The sequence below is a fragment of the Ruegeria sp. G10 genome, assembly GCF_056533645.1.
This window is the reverse complement of the sequence record NZ_JBQFOQ010000008.1, coordinates 40269-57839: the sequence shown is the minus strand read 5'-3', so window position 1 is coordinate 57839 and position 17571 is coordinate 40269. Positions and strand designations below refer to the sequence as shown.

18 protein-coding genes are annotated in these 17571 nt (G+C 58.3%); 5 read left to right on the top strand and 13 right to left on the bottom strand.

What is annotated here, in order from left to right; translation table 11 throughout:
- Window positions 1-441: 441 nt before the first annotated feature.
- From lon to ACR0KM_RS14195, 4 genes are all read right to left on the bottom strand, one after another.
- Window positions 442-2850, bottom strand: coding sequence for an endopeptidase La (gene lon, locus ACR0KM_RS14210; protein ID WP_480859493.1), 2409 nt, complete (start codon window positions 2848-2850; stop codon window positions 442-444).
- A 233-nt stretch (window positions 2851-3083) separates the two neighbouring features.
- Entirely contained in the window at window positions 3084-3494 is a 411-nt protein-coding gene (locus ACR0KM_RS14205; RefSeq protein WP_480859496.1) for a DUF6636 domain-containing protein, read from the bottom strand.
- 83 nt (window positions 3495-3577) lie between these two features.
- The gene (gene tgt / locus ACR0KM_RS14200; protein ID WP_480859499.1) at window positions 3578-4708 is read right to left on the bottom strand and encodes a tRNA guanosine(34) transglycosylase Tgt; all 1131 of its coding nucleotides are present in this window, start codon (window positions 4706-4708) and stop codon (window positions 3578-3580) included.
- A gap of 63 nt (window positions 4709-4771) precedes the next feature.
- Entirely contained in the window at window positions 4772-5683 is a 912-nt protein-coding gene (locus ACR0KM_RS14195; protein ID WP_480859503.1) for a nucleoside hydrolase, read from the bottom strand.
- Between the two features lie 175 nt (window positions 5684-5858).
- Here ACR0KM_RS14195 and ACR0KM_RS14190 point away from each other — a divergent pair, with 175 nt between their 5' ends.
- The 3 genes from ACR0KM_RS14190 to ACR0KM_RS14180 all read left to right on the top strand — a co-directional run bounded on the left by ACR0KM_RS14190 (window position 5859) and on the right by ACR0KM_RS14180 (window position 7485).
- Window positions 5859-6749, top strand: coding sequence for an SPFH domain-containing protein (locus ACR0KM_RS14190; protein WP_480822002.1), 891 nt, complete (start codon window positions 5859-5861; stop codon window positions 6747-6749).
- Window positions 6749-7027, top strand: a complete 279-nt coding sequence (locus tag ACR0KM_RS14185) for an NfeD family protein (protein ID WP_480859505.1) — start codon at window positions 6749-6751, stop codon at window positions 7025-7027. Before ACR0KM_RS14190 ends, ACR0KM_RS14185 begins: the two co-directional genes overlap by 1 nt.
- Window positions 7028-7122: 95 nt before the next feature.
- Complete coding sequence (locus ACR0KM_RS14180) at window positions 7123-7485, top strand: SUF system Fe-S cluster assembly protein (protein ID WP_170393211.1); 363 nt, start codon at window positions 7123-7125, stop codon at window positions 7483-7485.
- Window positions 7486-7705: 220 nt separating this feature from the next.
- Here the strand turns inward: ACR0KM_RS14180 and ACR0KM_RS14175 are convergent, their stop codons facing one another.
- Complete coding sequence (locus ACR0KM_RS14175) at window positions 7706-8032, bottom strand: hypothetical protein (protein ID WP_480859507.1); 327 nt, start codon at window positions 8030-8032, stop codon at window positions 7706-7708.
- Window positions 8033-8203: 171 nt separating this feature from the next.
- On the opposite strand from ACR0KM_RS14175, the gene ACR0KM_RS14170 reads away from it, so the two are divergent.
- On the top strand, window positions 8204-8569 hold the full coding sequence (locus ACR0KM_RS14170) for a HesB/IscA family protein (RefSeq protein ID WP_480821996.1): 366 nt from the start codon (window positions 8204-8206) through the stop codon (window positions 8567-8569).
- Here ACR0KM_RS14170 and ACR0KM_RS14165 read toward each other — a convergent pair.
- Window positions 8566-9477 (bottom strand): isopenicillin N synthase family dioxygenase, encoded by a 912-nt coding sequence (locus ACR0KM_RS14165; RefSeq protein ID WP_480859509.1) that lies wholly within the window; start codon window positions 9475-9477, stop codon window positions 8566-8568. The genes ACR0KM_RS14170 and ACR0KM_RS14165 overlap by 4 nt on opposite strands.
- Window positions 9478-9598: 121 nt before the next feature.
- On the opposite strand from ACR0KM_RS14165, the gene tpiA reads away from it, so the two are divergent.
- Window positions 9599-10348 (top strand): triose-phosphate isomerase, encoded by a 750-nt coding sequence (gene tpiA, locus ACR0KM_RS14160; protein WP_480859538.1) that lies wholly within the window; start codon window positions 9599-9601, stop codon window positions 10346-10348.
- An 11-nt stretch (window positions 10349-10359) separates the two neighbouring features.
- Here tpiA and ACR0KM_RS14155 read toward each other — a convergent pair whose 3' ends face one another.
- The 7 genes from ACR0KM_RS14155 to ACR0KM_RS14125 all read right to left on the bottom strand — a co-directional run bounded on the left by ACR0KM_RS14155 (window position 10360) and on the right by ACR0KM_RS14125 (window position 17533).
- Complete coding sequence (locus tag ACR0KM_RS14155; protein WP_480821992.1) at window positions 10360-10509, bottom strand: hypothetical protein; 150 nt, start codon at window positions 10507-10509, stop codon at window positions 10360-10362.
- Between the two features lie 60 nt (window positions 10510-10569).
- Entirely contained in the window at window positions 10570-10881 is a 312-nt protein-coding gene (locus tag ACR0KM_RS14150; RefSeq protein ID WP_480821990.1) for a DMT family transporter, read from the bottom strand.
- A gap of 160 nt (window positions 10882-11041) precedes the next feature.
- Complete coding sequence (locus ACR0KM_RS14145; RefSeq protein ID WP_480821988.1) at window positions 11042-12418, bottom strand: TRAP transporter large permease; 1377 nt, start codon at window positions 12416-12418, stop codon at window positions 11042-11044.
- A complete protein-coding gene (locus tag ACR0KM_RS14140) occupies window positions 12418-13095 on the bottom strand; it encodes a TRAP transporter small permease (protein WP_480859511.1) in 678 nt (225 codons plus the stop codon). The genes ACR0KM_RS14145 and ACR0KM_RS14140 overlap by 1 nt, the downstream gene beginning before the upstream one ends.
- Before the next feature lie 111 nt (window positions 13096-13206).
- Complete coding sequence (locus ACR0KM_RS14135; protein ID WP_480821984.1) at window positions 13207-14208, bottom strand: DctP family TRAP transporter solute-binding subunit; 1002 nt, start codon at window positions 14206-14208, stop codon at window positions 13207-13209.
- Window positions 14209-14573: 365 nt separating this feature from the next.
- A complete protein-coding gene (locus ACR0KM_RS14130; protein ID WP_480859514.1) occupies window positions 14574-15803 on the bottom strand; it encodes a sigma-54-dependent transcriptional regulator in 1230 nt (409 codons plus the stop codon).
- Window positions 15800-17533 (bottom strand): sensor histidine kinase, encoded by a 1734-nt coding sequence (locus tag ACR0KM_RS14125; protein WP_480859516.1) that lies wholly within the window; start codon window positions 17531-17533, stop codon window positions 15800-15802. The genes ACR0KM_RS14130 and ACR0KM_RS14125 overlap by 4 nt, the downstream gene beginning before the upstream one ends.
- Between the last annotated feature and the right edge of the window lie 38 nt (window positions 17534-17571).

The following is a 17571-nucleotide window of genomic DNA, read 5'->3' as shown; positions in this document are numbered from 1 at the left end:
TAAACGCTGAGTTCAAACTGGATAACAAGCGCAATTGCACAGTGCCAGAACCAAAAAAATGACCCAAAATTCATCACGATGTTCGCAGAAGAAACCCATAGGAATTCCTGCGCTTTGTGCGATGGTGCTTGGTTTTTCCACGGCGGTAAGGTCACCAAAAACGCCAGCAGAGTTTACTTTGGTCGCCGCAGTCAACCTGTAACATCGGCTTATTTAAGGCTTCTGACCTACGAAACCGTCGCGAGCCTCAAGAGCGGCAGATTGTTTACAATACCGCTGAATTTGCAAATGCGGATATAGATTGTATCGGAGGTGCATTTTTGATGCCACCGGTTTTGATATGAGCCCCAAATCGGCCAAAGCCTTTCCCAAAACACTGGGCATAGCCATCGTATCATCCAGCCAAATCAAAAAAGGCGGGCAAAGCCCGCCTCTCTGAACTTAGTGCGCCGTCGCGGACAGGCCGCTACTGTCTGTAGATTGCGCCGCTGCAGCTGCGGCTTCTTCTGCAGCTTCGTCCCACTCAATCGGTTCAGGTTTGCGAAGCAATGAATGCTCCAGCACCTCTGAAACATGCTTGACCGGGATGATCTCAAGCCCTTCCTTCACATTGTCCGGGATATCAGCCAGATCCTTTTCATTCTCCTCGGGAATGAGAACGGTCTTGATACCACCGCGCAACGCGGCCAGCAGTTTTTCCTTCAATCCGCCGATCGGCATCGCGTTCCCGCGCAATGAGACCTCGCCGGTCATCGCAATATCCTTGCGCACCGGAATACCGGTCAGCACCGAGACAATTGACGTCACCATCGCCAGACCCGCCGACGGGCCATCCTTGGGCGTTGCGCCATCCGGCACGTGCACGTGGATATCGATCTTGTCGAACTGAGGCGGCTTCACCCCGATCTGAGGCGAAATCGACCGTACATAAGACGAGGCCGCGTCGATGGATTCCTTCATCACATCGCCCAGCTTACCCGTGGTCTTCATCCGGCCTTTGCCGGGCAGCTTCAGCGCTTCGATATGCAGAAGGTCTCCCCCAACCGACGTCCATGCCAGACCGGTCACGACACCAACTTGATCGTCCTGTTCAGCCAGACCATAGCGGAACTTGGGCACGCCGAGGAAATCATCCAGATTCTCGGGCGTCACGGTAACCGAGTCAGCCTCTTTCTTGATGATCTTGGTCAGCGACTTCCGCGCCACTTTGGCGATCTCACGTTCGAGGTTCCGCACCCCCGCCTCGCGGGTGTAAGTGCGGATGATCGACTGCAGCGCCTCATCGGTCAGTTCAAACTCCTTGGCTTTTAGGCCATGGTTTTTGACCTGTTTGCTGATCAGGTGCTGCTTGGCGATCTCGGATTTTTCCTCTTCGGTGTAACCGGCCAGCGGGATGATCTCCATCCGGTCCAGCAGAGGCCCAGGCATATTGTAGCTGTTCGAAGTGGTCAGGAACATCACGTTGGACAGGTCATATTCGACCTCAAGGTAGTGATCCATGAACGTGCTGTTCTGCTCTGGGTCGAGCACCTCAAGCATCGCCGAGGCCGGGTCACCACGGAAATCCTGCCCCATCTTGTCGATTTCATCCAACAAGATCAGCGGATTCGTGGTTTTCGCCTTCTTCAGCGCCTGAATGATCTTACCGGGCATCGAGCCGATATACGTCCGACGGTGTCCGCGAATTTCGGACTCGTCGCGCACGCCGCCCAGCGAGATGCGAATGAACTCGCGCCCCGTGGCCTTGGCAACGGATTTACCCAAGCTGGTCTTACCCACGCCCGGAGGGCCGACAAGGCACAGGATCGGGCCTTTCAGCTTTTTCGAACGTTGCTGGACCGCAAGGTATTCCACGATCCGTTCCTTGACCTTCTCAAGCCCATAGTGATCGGCATCCAGAATATCCTGCGCGCGGCCCAGATCCTTTTTGACGCGGGATTTGGTGCCCCACGGCAGCGACAGGATCCAGTCCAGATAGTTGCGCACCACTGTGGCCTCAGCCGACATGGGCGACATATTCTTGAGCTTCTTCAGCTCACCTTCGGCCTTCTCGCGCGCTTCTTTCGACAGTTTGGTCTCAACGATCTTGGCTTCCAGTTCGGCAACTTCGTTGCTGCCGTCCTCGCCATCGCCCAGCTCCTTCTGAATGGCCTTCATCTGCTCATTCAGATAATACTCACGCTGCGTCTTCTCCATCTGGGTTTTGACGCGGGTCTTGATCTTCTTCTCGACCTGCAGAACCGACATTTCACCCTGCATCAGGCCATAGACCTTCTCAAGCCGCTCACTGACCGAGAGCGTCTCAAGCAGTTCCTGCTTTTGCTCAACCTCGATGCCCAGATGACCCGACACAAGGTCGGCCAGCTTCGCCGGCTCGGTGGTCTCACCGACTGCAGCCAGCGCTTCTTCGGGGATGTTCTTGCGCACTTTGGCATAGCGCTCGAACTCATCGGCGACGCTGCGCAGCAAGGCTTCGGTGGTGGTCACATCACCGGGGATTTCGGTCAGATATTCGGCCCGGGCCTCGAAAAACTGTTCGTTCTCAAGGAACTCGGTGATCTGAACCCGCGCCTGCCCTTCGACCAGCACCTTAACGGTGCCATCGGGCAGCTTCAGCAGCTGCAGCACATTGGCCAGCACGCCCGAGCGGTAGATCCCGTCAATATCCGGGTCATCATCGCTGGGGTCCATCTGGCTGGACAACAGAATTTGCTTGTCATCCTGCATCACCTCTTCCAGCGCGCGGACCGATTTGTCTCGGCCCACGAACAGCGGCACGATCATATGCGGAAACACCACGATGTCGCGCAACGGCAGGACGGGGTATGAGGAATTCAGAGGCTCTTGCATGCTCTATCCTTATCATTGGCAAGACGACACCGGTCCCTGATCCAGGCAACCCTTGGCCGTCTCCTGTTTGGACGATAAAGGTGGGGCACCTGTTTCCCCATTTCAACCTCATCGCCTTACGTCGTGAAGTAGCATGACCCGAGGATTTCGCGACTGCAAGGCATCGCGCGCACATATCCACTGATTTTGAAGCCTCAGTAGCTAATCATCGGCTTGAGACGCACAAATATGGGTCAGAACACCTTCTGGACCGCGCGCGACAAGAAGAAACCGTGGCCGACCTCGTTCTTGCACTCCAATCCCTTTCGCGAGGAATGGCAAACAAAGCCGCCGAACCGTCCGGTGACGCCATAATCGGCCCGGTCAAATCCGTCGCGGCTGTGGTTTACTGGCTGACACAGCATTCTGACCGCGCCCTGATTGGTCATAAAAAAATCATGCCCCCAATCTGACTGACAATCGGCGGGCTTGGGCAAGGCCGGAGCGCCCGAGCGCTCGATAATGGTGCAGGACAGATCCGAGGCGCCGGGCTCTTGCCCGACGACACATTGTATGTTTTCGGATGGTGTTTCAAACGTCCACACATCTGCCTGCGCAGATGTGATCAGACAAAACGAAGCAAAAACAGCAAGAAAACGAGGCATAGAGTCCTCCTGAACAAAACAAGAAAATTCTTTGAAATAAACTGTTGTCAGAATAGCAGAAGGCGCGCCGTTTGTCACCGTTGTCAGAGCGGTTCGATATCGCCCTGCGCCCGTTGCGCGTGAAACTGCGCCTGCCACTCGGCGAAGGTGCCCGAGGTGATCGCATCGCGCATTCCCTGCATGATCTCCTGAAAGTAATGCAGGTTGTGCCACGTCAGCAGCATGCCCGAGATCATCTCGTTCGAGCGAAACACATGATGCAGATAGGCGCGGGAGTAATTCGAGCATGCGGGGCAGCTGCAGTGTTCATCCAGCGGGCGTGGGTCGTCGGCATGTCGGGCGTTCTTGATATTGACCACGCCGTACCGCGTGAACACCTGTCCCGTCCGCCCCGACCGCGACGGCAGCACGCAATCCATCATGTCGACCCCACGCGCCACCGCGCCGACGATGTCATCGGGCTTGCCGACCCCCATCAGGTAACGCGGCTTGTCGGTGGGCAGATAGTCGGGTGCATAGTCGAGACAGTCGAACATGGCCTCCTGCCCCTCGCCCACGGCCAGACCGCCGATGGCGTAGCCCTCGAATCCGATGGCCTTCAGCGCCTCGGCGCTTTCCGCGCGCAGGTCCTGTTCCAGCCCACCCTGCATGATACCGAACAACGCGTGGCCCGGGCGATCGCCAAAGGCCTCACGCGAGCGCTCGGCCCATCTCATCGACAGCCGCATCGAGCTGGTGATCCGGTCGCGGTCGGCAGGCAGTGCCGGGCATTCGTCAAAGCACATCACGATGTCCGAACCCAGCAAACGCTGGATCTCCATCGACCGTTCCGGCGTTAGCTCGTGTTTGGACCCATCGACATGAGATTTGAAGGTCACGCCCTTCTCGGTCAGTTTCCGCAAACCGGCCAGGGACATGACCTGAAACCCACCTGAATCCGTCAGGATGGGGCGATCCCAGTTCATGAACTTGTGCAACCCGCCCAAACGGTCGATCCGCTCGGCCGTGGGGCGCAGCATCAGGTGATAGGTGTTACCCAGCAGGATATCGGCACCCGTAGCCCGCACACTTTCCGGCATCATCGCCTTGACCGTTGCAGCCGTACCGACGGGCATGAACGCTGGCGTTCGCACCTCGCCACGCGGGGTGTTGATCACACCTGTGCGGGCCTTGCCATCGGTGGCTTTCAGATCAAAAGAAAATCGCTGAGTCATGTCATCGCCTTGGGTCGCTGAACCGGGCAGGCTTTGCCCGATCTACATGGGCATTGCAACCCGTCAGGGCAGCGAGGCCACGCGTTCCGTAAACAGATGCACGACCCCTGCCCCGTCCACATCCCGACACACACGCACCGGCGGCCGTGCGGGGTCAGGTCGCGTCGCGCCGATCTCGGGGCCGTCCAGCGCCACTTGCAAACCGGTTTCTACCACCTCGAACATCGGCTCATGCGTGCAGGCGATCACTGCGGTTGAATCATGCAGACCGCAGCCCTCAAGCCCGCCGACCTCTTTGTAGAACTTTAGATAGAAGCGCGATATGTCACGCAGAAAGCCGCCCATATCAGGCGAGCGCAGGGCCAAAGCCTCAAAATCGGCGGTTTCGTAGAGCGTTTTCAGCGTCACATCCAAACCCACCAAAACCGTGGGTGGCGGCGCGGCAAAGACCTCATCCGCGGCTTTGGCATCGTGATAGATGTTCGCCTCGGCATGTTCGGTGATGTTTCCGGCGCAGAAAACGGCACCGCCCATGATCACCAGCTTACCAAGGTTGCCCGCAAACTCGGGATCAAGCCGCATCGCATCCGCGATGTTGGTCAGCGGGCCCACAGCACATACAACCAGCTCTTGGCGATGGGTCCGCGCCATTTCCACAAGGAACTCAGCCGCAGGCAGCGCGTGATTCTGGCCGATTTCACGAATCTCAGTGAGATCGCCAAAACCCTCTGGCCCGTGCACACGCTCGGACGGGGCATGCGTTGTCTCACCGCGCGCAAAGGGCGCGCCCTCGGCCACAGGGATGTTCAGCCCCAGCTTGTCTGCCAAAAACCGCGCGTTGCGGCTGGATTGGTGGACATGGGTGTTGCCGAATACGGTTGTCAGGCCGATCAGTTCAATCTCGGTGGCTGCAGCGGCATAGGCGATAGCCATCGCATCGTCGATGCCAGGGTCTGTGTCTATGATCAGTTTCATCCCGGCCCGATATCGCAAACACGCACGGGATGCAAAGCGGACACAGCGCGGAAATTCCACGCCACATAAACGCTTTCATAGATTTGCATTTTGCGCCTCACAATCCATACCAGAGTTGAAATCGGGCGACTCAATCCCCAAATGTATACTATAGTACACAAAAATAGAGGACAGTATGATCGAAGACCAGATTATCGGACTGCTTACATCCAATATCATCTATCTGCTGGCAGCGGCACTGGTTGCCATTGTCATCTTCAAGGGCATCAAGATCGTGCCTCAATCCGAGAAATACGTGGTTGAACGGTTCGGGCGTCTGCACTCGGTCCTCGGGCCCGGTATCAACTTTATTGTTCCTTTTCTGGATGTTGCACGTCACAAGATATCTATTCTTGAACGTCAATTGCCCAACGCGACGCAAGACGCCATCACCAAGGACAACGTTCTGGTGCAGATCGATACATCAGTGTTTTACCGGATTCTGGAACCTGAAAAGACGGTCTATCGTATCCGTGACGTGGATGGCGCGATTGCGACCACAGTAGCCGGTATCGTCCGTGCCGAGATTGGCAAGATGGATCTGGACGAGGTGCAGTCGAACCGCGCGCAACTGATTGAACGTATTCAGGAAAGTGTTGAAACCGCCGTCGATGACTGGGGCATCGAAGTGACCCGCGCCGAGATTCTGGACGTGAACCTCGATCAGGCCACCCGTGATGCGATGCTGCAGCAGTTGAACGCCGAACGCGCGCGCCGTGCGCAGGTGACCGAGGCCGAGGGCCAGAAGCGTGCCGTCGAGCTGCAGGCCGACGCCGAGCTTTACGCCGCCGAACAGACCGCCAAAGCCCGCCGCATCGAGGCCGAGGCCGAGGCTTATGCGACTCAGGTCGTGGCCAAGGCCATTCAGGATAACGGGCTGGAGGCCGCACAATATCAGGTGGCGTTGAAACAGGTCGAGGCCCTGAATGCCTTGGGCAACGGCACCGGATCGCAAACCATCGTTGTGCCCGCCAACGCGCTTGAAGCATTTGGCAATGCGTTTAACATGCTCAAAGGAGGCAAATGATGGCCGATCCTTTCTGGCTGACATGGTGGATCTGGCTGGCCGGAGCACTTGCTCTGGCCATCCTTGAAGTTGCCCTGCCCGGCTTCATATTTCTGGGCTTCGCCATCGGCGCGGCCATCACCGGCCTGCTGTTGCTGATCCCCGGCCTTGCCCCTTCGTTGCCGGTTTTGCTGTTGATCTTTGCCGTCCTGTCATTGGTCGCGTGGCTGGTCCTGCGCCGGATATTCGCCCTGCCGCATGGTCAGGTCAAAACGTTCAACCACGATATAAACGATTGATCGGGCAAGAGGTCTGAAACAGGTGCAACGGCACCTCTGGACGCTGCCCGGCACTTTCCCTATATAATTTCTCAGGTAACAGACCCGAGGCTTCAATGACCCACCCCAGCGAACAGTTCGAAGGCAGCCCACTGATTGCGCCGTCGACCATCGATCACCCGCTTTACGAACCGGTGGTCGAAGCCTGCAGGACGGTGTTTGACCCCGAGATTCCGGTCAATATCTATGACCTCGGTCTGATCTACACGATCGATATCACTGGCGAAAACGCCGTCAAAGTGATCATGACCCTGACCGCGCCGGGTTGCCCCGTCGCTGGCGAGATGCCGGGCTGGATCGTCGAGGCCATAGAACCCGTGGCGGGCGTCAAAGAAGTCGACGTAGAACTGACATGGGAACCCCCTTGGGGCATGGAAATGATGTCGGACGAAGCCCGTCTTGAGCTTGGCTTCATGTAATCTGAACATCTGTTTTCTGATTTTGGCCGTTTGTCGCGAAACGGTCATGCGTCTGTTACCAATCCTTTGGCTTTCTGACATGAACGCCCGGCAAAGTTGCGGCGAAGGTAGGGCGATCCCCGCCGTGCCGACTTTCCGGGCCATGACTCGTTCGCCGTCCCCAAAGAACAAACCCGGATATCAGACCGCCCTTGCCCGAGGGCGGTCTTTTTACTGCACCTTACTGCAGCCCGCAGCTCGATTTGATCTGATCCGCCCGCGCATCCAGTTCTTTCACATAGTCACCCGAGAGCATTTCGAGATGTTTCTGCTCGGTCCCGGTGATCAGGCCTAGCAACGCGCCCGCAGGCAGGATCGAGACGACCCCCTCAAGCTGTTGATCTTCGGCGTGCTTCTTCTCTACGGCAATCGCTCGAAGGTCTCCGGGCGCGGTGGCACAATTCACGGGATGTCGCTTTTCCTCGTCCCCGGCTATCGCCGCTTGCGTCCACGCAAACAAAACCGTGGCGATCAAAACACAGGTTCCAGCTTGGTTCTGCACTGCCATCGATCCGTACCTCTCTGCATAAATTCCAGCCGTTTCAGGCTCTGCCGTCACGCTAATGCGTTGCGCCCCCATGTGACAACCCGGCGCTGGCGTAGGATTTGAACAACAGTCCCTTGAGCCCGACGCCTCTCGGCCTTAAATTAGAGGTAACGTGCGAAAACGGAGTCCATCATGTTTGGCATCCCCGGCAAACAAGCCGTGACACTGACAGATAAAGCCGCCCAACAGATTGTTCGGCTTATGCAATCCGGCGGCCATGCCGGTTTGCGCATTGGCGTCAAGAAAGGCGGCTGCGCAGGCATGGAATATACCATGGACTATGTCGACGAGGCTGACTCGAACGACGAAGTCGTCGAACAGGACGGCGCACGCGTGATGATCGCCCCGATGGCCCAGATGTTCCTGTTCGGAACCGAGATCGATTATGAGGTCTCGTTACTGGAATCCGGCTTCAAGTTCCGCAACCCCAACGTGGTCGATGCATGCGGCTGCGGAGAATCCATCAAATTTGACGAGACCCTTGCGGCGCAGCGCTAAGGCGCTGCCTGAAGATGCACATAGGTCTCGTTAAAGCGGCGCGTCAGGTGATCGCCTGCGCGGATCACCTGCCCTGAACCCGGCGGCGCTACATTGGTGTCATATGACGGGTTGAAGAACAAAGGTACCGAAATCCGCTCAGCCGCGCCGCCCTTCACCCGGTGCAAAGTCGCCTTGACCTCACCATCCGTCCAGAATTCCAGCATTTCGCCGAAGTTGATGATGAATTGGCCCGGCTCGGCCTTGACCGCTTGCCAAGTGCCGTCGGGCATGCGTACTTCCAAACCCGGCTGACCATCTGTGGCCAACAAGGTCAGGCAGCCGTAATCCGTATGTGCGGCAATACCAAAGTCCTTTTTCCCTGCCCAATCAGGGCGTTGTGGGTAAAAGTTGCCACGCAACAGCGCCATGGGCGTATCGAAGGCGTCATCAAAGCTGCGCTCATCCTGACCAAGCGCCACAGCAATCGCCCGCAGCACGCGCATCGCGACGGCGCAAGCGTCAGTATAATAGGCTTGGATAACCTCTTGGAAATCCTCAATATCAGGCCAAAGATTGGGTGCATATACGCCGAGCGCGCGCTCCGCATATGGATCGCCGGGCGGCAGCTCATATCCACAATCGAACACTTCTTTGTAGTCGGGATTGGCCTCGGGATCGACCTGTTCGGACTGCGATGCCCCCCAGCCGCGATTCGAACCGGTTGCCGCCATGTCCACGGCACTTTTGATGGCAATGGGTTGTTGAAAGAAAGACCGATAGGCCGCGATGACGTCTGACACTCGTTGCGGCCCGAGGCCCGTGTTCGCGACGGTCAGAAAGCCGACCCGCCCGACAGCATCTTTCAGCTTTGCCAATTCCGACGGATCGCGTTGATCCAGTGCAGCGAGATCAAGGTTCTCTATCATGTCACCCTCTGTCTTTTTCCCGCGCAATCTGTCCGTAGCGCGCGCAGACTGCAACCGCAATTGTAAGCCTTGCCCGAGGGTGATATCCGAAATGCAGAACGGATCACGCGGAGGGCTGGCGATGCGGCGCAAACTGGCGGCAGGCAACTGGAAAATGAATGGGACGAGCGGCGCGCTGACCGAGCTAGAAAAGCTTGCTGCCCTGCACCCCTCGGCACCAATTGATATCCTGATCTGTCCCCCGGCAACCCTACTGCACCGCGCCCATGATGTGGTTGGTGACTCTGGTATCGCTGTCGGTGGTCAGGACTGCCACGCAGCGGTTTCAGGCGCACATACAGGCGATCTGAGCGCCGATATGCTGGTCGACGCCGGCGCCTCGGCTGTAATCCTGGGGCATTCCGAGCGCCGCGAGGGCCACGGCGAGCACAATGAAGACATTCGCGCCAAGGCACGCGCGGCAATGGACGCAGGCCTGAAAGCGATCATCTGCGTTGGTGAAAGCCTCGAACAGCGCGAAGCCGCCAATACGCTGGATATCATTGGCGGGCAGATGTCAGGCTCGATCCCTGATCAATCCACAGGCGAGAACCTGGTCGTTGCATACGAACCGATCTGGGCCATAGGCACCGGCAAGGTTCCCACATTGGAAGAGATCGGCGAGGTGCATGATTTCATCCGCGCACGGCTCGAACGTCGGTTTGGTGAAGGCGTGGGTCGTTCGGTGCGCCTGCTTTATGGCGGGTCGGTAAAACCCGGCAACGCAGCAGAGATATTTGCAGTGTCGAATGTGGATGGCGCCTTGGTTGGCGGTGCAAGTCTGAAGGCAAGCGATTTCTCGGGCATCATTCAGGCGCTCGAGAACGCCTGACGCAGGCGAGACTATTCAGCGATGTCTTCGGCCCAGAGATCGGGCTTTTCAGCGACAAAGCGCTTCATCAGGGCGATACCAGTCTGCGTCATCAGCGATGATGACCTCAACGCCTCGGCATAGGCGATACACAACAGGCGGGTATCAGCGTCGGTCAACATGGGCGGCTATCCTTTGAATGGCCCTGACACGCTGCCCGACGCGAGTGTATCCGTCAACGCTCAGGCAAGTTTCATGACGACAAGGCCACTGACAATCAGCACAGCCGCAAAGACGCGCATCGGGGTCAGAGCTTCGCCCAGAAACAAGATGCCGACCGTGAACGCGCCGACGGCACCGATGCCGGTCCAAATGGTGTAGGCGGTGCCCAAAGGCAGATCCCGCATCGCCATGGCCAGCAACCCGAAAGAGCCTATCATGGAAACACCCATGATCGCAGTCGGCCACAGCCGGGTGAAACCAGCGGTTTGTTTCATGGCTACGGCCCACACGATTTCCAGCAGGCCAGCGAACAACAACAATATCCAGGGCATAAGACAACCTCACGCTTGTTTCAGGTCGTCCTGAAAGATCATCCATGATGGCTGAGGTCGTCCTCTGGGGCTGAGATAAGAGCTATACAGCGCAATACAAGGCAGCAAAGAAAAACCGGGCAGATTGCTCTGCCCGGTCTCACTGCTCGATTTGAGTGGTCTAATTGGTTATGATTTCCGGCCCCATGAAGGTGTTGGGCAGGAAGGTCGATATCCACGGGATGTAAGTGACCATGATCAGGAAGACGAACAGAACCGCCAGGAACGGCAGTGCCGCCTTCACAACGCTCATCATAGGCATGCCCGCGACGCCCGAGGTCACGAACAGGTTCAACCCGACCGGAGGCGTGATCATCCCGATCTCCATGTTGACCACCATGATGATGCCCAGATGGATCGGGTCGATACCCAGCTCGATCGCGATCGGGAACACCAAGGGCGCCACGATCACCAGCAGGCCCGAGGGTTCCATGAACTGACCACCGATCAGCAGGATCACGTTCACCACGATCAGGAAGGTCACCGGACCCAGACCCGCCGACAGCATGGCGCTGGCGATGTGCTGTGGTACCTGCTCGTCCGTCAGCACGTGCTTTAGGATCAGCGCGTTTGCGATCACGAACAACAGCGTCACGGTCAGCTTGCCAGCCTCGAACAGCGTATGCTTGGTGTCGGGATGGAAGAAGGCCGTGACCAACGCATGGGGCTTTTTGAGCAGCGGCAGGTTCGGTGACCCTTCCGCGGTGCTAAGCGGCCCCATGTCCTTGTAGACAAAGCTCGCGATGAAGAAGGCATAGACAGCAGCAACCGCAGCGGCCTCGGTCGGGGTAAAGATGCCCCCGTAAATACCGCCAAGGATGATCACGATCAGGAACAGGCCCCAACCGGCTTCGCGGGCAGAGACAAAGATCTCACCCCAGCCTTTCCAATCACCCTTGGGCAGGTTCTTGACCTTGGCCATGACGTAGATGGTGATCATCAGCATCAGACCGGCCATCAGGCCCGGAATAACACCCGCAAGGAACATCCGACCGACCGACACCTCAACAGCGGCGGCGTAGACGACCATCACGATGGATGGCGGGATCAGGATGCCCAGTGTACCCGCGTTACAGATCACGCCGGCGGCGAATTCCTTGGAATAGCCCACCTGACGCATGCCTGCGATGACGATGGAACCGATGGCAACCACCGTGGCCGGGGACGACCCCGAAAGTGCGGCAAACAGCATACAGGCAAACACGCCCGCAATCGCCAGACCACCGGGAAGATGGCCAACGCAGGCGATCGAGAAGCGGATGATCCGCCGCGCTACGCCGCCCGTCGTCATGAACGACGACGCCAGGATGAAGAACGGGATCGCCAGCAGGGTGAAGTGCCCCTCGAACGCCTCAAACAGCGTGCCCGCAACTGAGGCCAGAGAGCTGTCGGAATAGATCAGCAGGAACAGGGTCGAGCTGAGGCCAAGCGCCACCGCAATCGGCACACCGATCAGCAGCAGGCCGATGACCATCGAGAATAGAAGTACAACGTCCATCAGTTATGCTCTCCTTGCTGAGCGCGGACTTCTTCGATCTCGTCCTCGACTTCGTGGCTGGCGACAAGGCGGTCTGTTTCGCCGCGCCAGATTTGTACTGCAGCTTGCGTGAACCGGATCACCAGCAGCAGCATCGACACCGGCAGAACCAGATAGGGAATGACTTTCGGGATTTTCTCATACCCCTCGCCATAGTTGATCAGGTCCTCGAGAAAACGCAGGGGTGCGACCATGGGAATGTCGTCGACCTCATAGAAGCTCTGACTGCGCGCGCCGGAATCGAACCCGGTTGGGAACCAGCGACCAGAGGTCGGCGGCAGGTCGGCAAAGACCGCCCAATAGTCATAAGACCCCTTGAGCAGCAGCAACGAGAACACCAGACAACAGGCCACAGCAATCAGTGCCAGAATCCGGCGCGGTGCCGGAGCCAGCATGTTCAGGATCGCGTCCACACCAAGATGCGCGTGTTTTTTGACCGCATATGATGCCCCCAGCAGCACCAGCCAGCCAAAGGTGAACACGGTCAACTCAAGCGCCCACAAGATATTGGAGTTAAAAACAAAACGCGCAATGACGTTGGCGAACGTTACGACTGTCATCACGCCCAAGAGCAGCGCGATCATCGTCTCTTCGATATGGTCGATCAGCCCGCCTTGGCCGGGTTTCGCACCAGACATCTCTCTGTCCCCACATTTTTGGTGATGATTTGTTGGGGGCGGGCCCTAGACGGCCCGCCCGGCCCGCGCATCGACAACTCCCCAGTCCCTGATGCGCGGCCTGATCCGGGATCAGAACCCGGCGTTGATCGCCTGCGCGGCGTCAATCTTGTCCTGGCCTACGTCGTCCGCGAACTTGTCCCAAACGGGCTTCATCGCGTCGACCCAAGCCTGACGCTGTTCAGGATCCAGTTGACGGATGATGCCGCCCGCCTCCGTGATCGACGCTTTGGCGGCTTCGTTCACAGCAAAGGCTTCTTTGTTCCGGGTGTCGGTCACTTCGGCCAGAATGGTCAAGAACTGTTCCCGCACCTCCGGGTCGAGGCTGTCCAGCCAGTCAACCGACGTCACGACCAGATAGTCGATGATGCCATGGTTGGTTTCGGTGATGCCGTCCTGCACTTCGAAGAACTTCTTGCCGTAGATGTTCGACCAGGTATTCTCCTGTCCGTCCACAACGCCCTGCTGCAGTGCGCCATAAACTTCCGAGAAGGCCATCTTCTGCGGGCTGCCGCCAATGGCTTCCATCTGGGCTACCAGCACGTCCGAGGACTGCACGCGGAATTTCAGGCCATCCGCATCGGTCGGCTCAACCAGTGGCTGGTTGGCTGACATCTGTTTCATACCGTTGTGCCAGAAAGCCAGCCCTTGCAGACCGCGGCGCTGCATGCTGTCCTTCATCGCCTGACCTTCAGCCGAGGCCTGGAACGCATCCACAGCGTCAATGTTCTTGAACATGAACGGCAGGTCGAACAGGCGGAACTGCTTGGTGAACTTTTCGAACTTCGACAGCGAAGGCGCGGCCAGTTGGACGTCGCCTTGCAGCATCGCCTCAAGCACTTTGTCATCGTTATAGAGGGTCGAGTTCGGGAACACCTCCATGCACATGACGCCATTCATCTCGTCATTGACGCGCTGCTCCAGCAGTGACGCCGCGATGCCCTTGGGGTGTTTGTCAGTGTTTGTCACATGCGCGAACTTGACGACGATTTCGCCATCATCACAAGCGGCCATGCCTGCCGTTGCGGTCACACTCAGCGCAAGCGCCGTTGCGGCTGTTGCCAGGAATTTCATCAGTTTTGTCCTCCCAGACTTCCTTGAAACTTCCGTTCGACGCCCAAACGGCGCCCTGTGCAGCGAAGTGAACCGAATCGCCCCTGCGCGCTCAAGAAATTGTTGCGTCGCGCAGCGCAGCGATAAATATGTATATATTTCAGAGACCTGAGCACTGCCCGAAACCGTGCCATGGCGTCCTGCACCGAAAGATGTGCGGAATCTCACACAACGATCACGTGCCCTGTGCGAAATTCCGCACACTCTTCGAATCACTGAATACGAATCGTTTCTTCCAACCTGGCGTCTCGATGACGTGCTTCGTCGGACTGCGCGCCCCAAGGGGTTTGATCGTTTGATCCTGCTGGCCGAACGGCAGAGGGCGGTTACCGTCGATAATCCTCGGGCCGAATGTTGTAGCGTGCCAGCCGATCATAAAAGGTCTTGCGCGGCAGCTTCAGCGCCTTCGCCGCCTCGGCCGCCTTGCCATTGTGTCGCCCCAAAGCCGCAATCAACAAGGAACGCTCAACCCGCGCCAACTGCTCACTTAGCCCCAGATCGGCGGCTTGGGCGACATCCTCTGGCATGCCCAGGACAAAACGCATCGCCGCCGACATAAGAGAGCGCGCATTACCCGGCCAATCCTGCGCCATCAACGAGGCAAGGTGCTCGGGCGTCACCTCTGGCTCGGCGATCCCGGCCTGCTCGGCCGCCTGTGCCACATAGTGTCTGAAGATCACCGGAATATCCTCGGGCCGTTCAGAAAGCGACGGTATGCGCACCCGCATAACATCGAGGCGATAGAATAGATCCGCATTGAACCGCCCCTGCGCCGCCAGATCGGACAAATCCGCAGTTGTACCGGCGATAATGCGTGCATCCGCCCCCTGCTCGATCAACTCGAGCGTCGCGTATTGCGTTGCATCCGACAACGCCGAAACCTCGTCCAGAAACAGTGACCCGCCCGAAGCATCCTCGTATCCCTGTCGCAATTCTTCGGATGTCAGGCCAGCGGCGGGTCGCTTTACAAACGGTCCCTGCCCGACCGGCGACATCAGATGCACCACCTCTGCCACTTTCGATATCCCGCTGCCCGCAGGTCCGGTCACCAAAACCTCGGCCCGGGTCCGTGCCACAACGCGTACACGTTCGCGCAGGGCTTCGGCCTGATCCGACAGCCCAAACAACATCCGGGCCGCAGGGTCACCGCGTTCAAGCTCGCTTCTTTGCTGGCGCAACGCCACAGTTTCAGCACGTACGCCGATTGCTCGTTCAAGAACCGACAACAGATCAGCGGCGGCACACGGTTTTTCTAGAAAGTCGAAGGCGCCCTGCCCCATCGCCTGCACCGCCATCGGAATATCGCCCTCGCCGGTCAGCAAAACCACTGGCAGCTCAGGGTCTACTTCGCGCGCATAGCTCAGCAGGTGAAATCCGTCGCGGCCCGGCATCCGAATATCTGAAACGATCACACCTTCAAAATCGCGCCGGATATGATCCTTCGCGGCCACAAAAGACCCTACGGAGACCGGCTCATACTCGGCCAGTTCCAGCGTCTGGGCCAGGGCCTCGCGCACAGCCGAGTCGTCATCCACCAAAAGAACTTTACGGATCATGCGACCTTGTCCTTGTCATATGGTTCAAGCTCAACGGTAAACTCGGCACCGTCCCGCGTATTCATGCCCCGGATATCGCCCCCAAAGCTCTGCACCAAGCCATAGGAGATCGACAAGCCCAGCCCCATCCCTTCCGAGCTTCCTACGGTTTTGGTCGTATAGAACGGCTCGAACACCCGGTCAGGATCGGCGATACCCGGTCCGGTGTCGCGCACCGACACACGAATGCGCGTCCCCTTGGAGAGGCGGATCGATATCCGGCGGACGTCCTGATCCGCCATCGCATCCGCCGCGTTGTTGATCAGGTTCACAAACACCTGTCCCAACCGCACCTCGCCCCCCCAGGCGAAAACCGCAGTATCGGGTGGCGACCAGTCCAAAGCTATATCCTCGTCCCGCAGCCGGGGCTCGGTCAATTCCACTGCCGCGTTCAGCACCTGCACCAGATCAACACAGTCCATCGGCTCGCTTTCATTGCGCGCGAATGCCCGCAGGTTCTTGATGATCCGCGCCATGCGCGCCGCCATTTCCGAGATCCGGCCCAGATTCTCGCCCGCTTTCTCGCCTTTCCCCCGCTCCAGAAAAGCCGAGCCATTGTCCGCAAATTGGCGGATCGCCATAAGGGGCTGGTTCAGCTCATGGCTGATCCCGGCGGACATCTTCCCAAGTGCGCTCAGTTTGCCTGCCTGCACCAGATCCGCCTGCGCCTGTTTCAGCGCTGCTTCGGCCTCCTGCCGCTCGGTCACCTCGCGCCTGAGTGCCGAGTTGGCCAGCGTCAGATCACGCGTACGTTGCGCCACCCGGCTTTCCAGCACGGCATTCGCTTCGGACAAGGTACGGCGACGCTCCGACGCCAAGAACAATAGCGCACCAAACGCAAAGCAGATCGCAGCCACCGCTGCTGTCTGCAGCCCGGCCAGACGCCGCGCAGGCGCAACATCCACCAGAACCTCAGCTGTCATGTCGATCACCGGCAAAGCCAGCGTCAGATGCAGCGCCCGGCGTGGGAAGTATCGCCCCCAACCCAACCGCCACAACTCATGCCCCCCGACCCGCGTTGACGCAAAATCAAGCGACGCTCCGTCCGGTGGCGTCAATCCCTGCTGCCCGTTCAAACGCTGCCAGAACAACAGGTCCGAACGGTTCGAAATAAAAACAACCCCGTTTGCATCGATAAAGAACACAGCTTCGGTGCTGCCCCGCCAGGTTTGCTCGACGTCTTGCACATCGGCGACGACCATAAGCGCGCCAACCACTTGCCCTGCGCTGCCGAACGCCGGAGCGACGTAGGTATAGATCCGGTCGCCGCTGTCTTGCAGCACCCCATGTGCGCTACCCAACGCACCTTGCATCGCGCGTTCAAAGGCCGGATGGCGTGTCATATCCCGCTGCGAAACAGGTTGCGCTGACACCAGAACCTGACCGTCGGTGTCCAGATAGACAACGTTGATTGCCGCCGTCTTGTCGGCCACGTCCAGCAGTATCGACTGGGCCGCCTGTTTTTGCGCGTCAGTCTCAAGGGTGCGTAATGCCGGATGCTCGGCCATCAGGACAGCAACCTCCTGATAGACCTGCATCTGCGTGCTCAGACGGTCCGCCGCCAGTTCCAGATCGGCCTCGGCCTGCTGACTGAGTTGCGTTAACGCCTGACGATAGCCATACGTCCAGATCGCTGTCGACAGCGCGGCGACAGCACACAGGAAACCAACGATAAGCCAAATCCGTTGCATCTCTTAGGGTCTTGCATTCACAGCGACCCATGGCAAGT

Coding starts and splice junctions, on each gene's coding strand:
- ACR0KM_RS14180 (WP_170393211.1), top strand. CDS start 7,123: ATGACCCACCCCAGCGAACAGTTCGAAGGCAGCCCACTGATTGCGCCG.
- ACR0KM_RS14205 (WP_480859496.1), bottom strand. CDS start 3,494: ATGCCTCGTTTTCTTGCTGTTTTTGCTTCGTTTTGTCTGATCACATCT.
- ACR0KM_RS14145 (WP_480821988.1), bottom strand. CDS start 12,418: ATGGACGTTGTACTTCTATTCTCGATGGTCATCGGCCTGCTGCTGATC.
- ACR0KM_RS14190 (WP_480822002.1), top strand. CDS start 5,859: ATGATCGAAGACCAGATTATCGGACTGCTTACATCCAATATCATCTAT.
- ACR0KM_RS14155 (WP_480821992.1), bottom strand. CDS start 10,509: ATGTTGACCGACGCTGATACCCGCCTGTTGTGTATCGCCTATGCCGAG.
- ACR0KM_RS14185 (WP_480859505.1), top strand. CDS start 6,749: ATGGCCGATCCTTTCTGGCTGACATGGTGGATCTGGCTGGCCGGAGCA.
- ACR0KM_RS14130 (WP_480859514.1), bottom strand. CDS start 15,803: ATGATCCGTAAAGTTCTTTTGGTGGATGACGACTCGGCTGTGCGCGAG.
- ACR0KM_RS14175 (WP_480859507.1), bottom strand. CDS start 8,032: ATGGCAGTGCAGAACCAAGCTGGAACCTGTGTTTTGATCGCCACGGTT.
- tgt (WP_480859499.1), bottom strand. CDS start 4,708: ATGACTCAGCGATTTTCTTTTGATCTGAAAGCCACCGATGGCAAGGCC.
- tpiA (WP_480859538.1), top strand. CDS start 9,599: ATGCGGCGCAAACTGGCGGCAGGCAACTGGAAAATGAATGGGACGAGC.
- ACR0KM_RS14165 (WP_480859509.1), bottom strand. CDS start 9,477: ATGATAGAGAACCTTGATCTCGCTGCACTGGATCAACGCGATCCGTCG.
- ACR0KM_RS14170 (WP_480821996.1), top strand. CDS start 8,204: ATGTTTGGCATCCCCGGCAAACAAGCCGTGACACTGACAGATAAAGCC.
- ACR0KM_RS14125 (WP_480859516.1), bottom strand. CDS start 17,533: ATGCAACGGATTTGGCTTATCGTTGGTTTCCTGTGTGCTGTCGCCGCG.
- lon (WP_480859493.1), bottom strand. CDS start 2,850: ATGCAAGAGCCTCTGAATTCCTCATACCCCGTCCTGCCGTTGCGCGAC.
- ACR0KM_RS14140 (WP_480859511.1), bottom strand. CDS start 13,095: ATGTCTGGTGCGAAACCCGGCCAAGGCGGGCTGATCGACCATATCGAA.
- ACR0KM_RS14195 (WP_480859503.1), bottom strand. CDS start 5,683: ATGAAACTGATCATAGACACAGACCCTGGCATCGACGATGCGATGGCT.
- ACR0KM_RS14150 (WP_480821990.1), bottom strand. CDS start 10,881: ATGCCCTGGATATTGTTGTTGTTCGCTGGCCTGCTGGAAATCGTGTGG.
- ACR0KM_RS14135 (WP_480821984.1), bottom strand. CDS start 14,208: ATGAAATTCCTGGCAACAGCCGCAACGGCGCTTGCGCTGAGTGTGACC.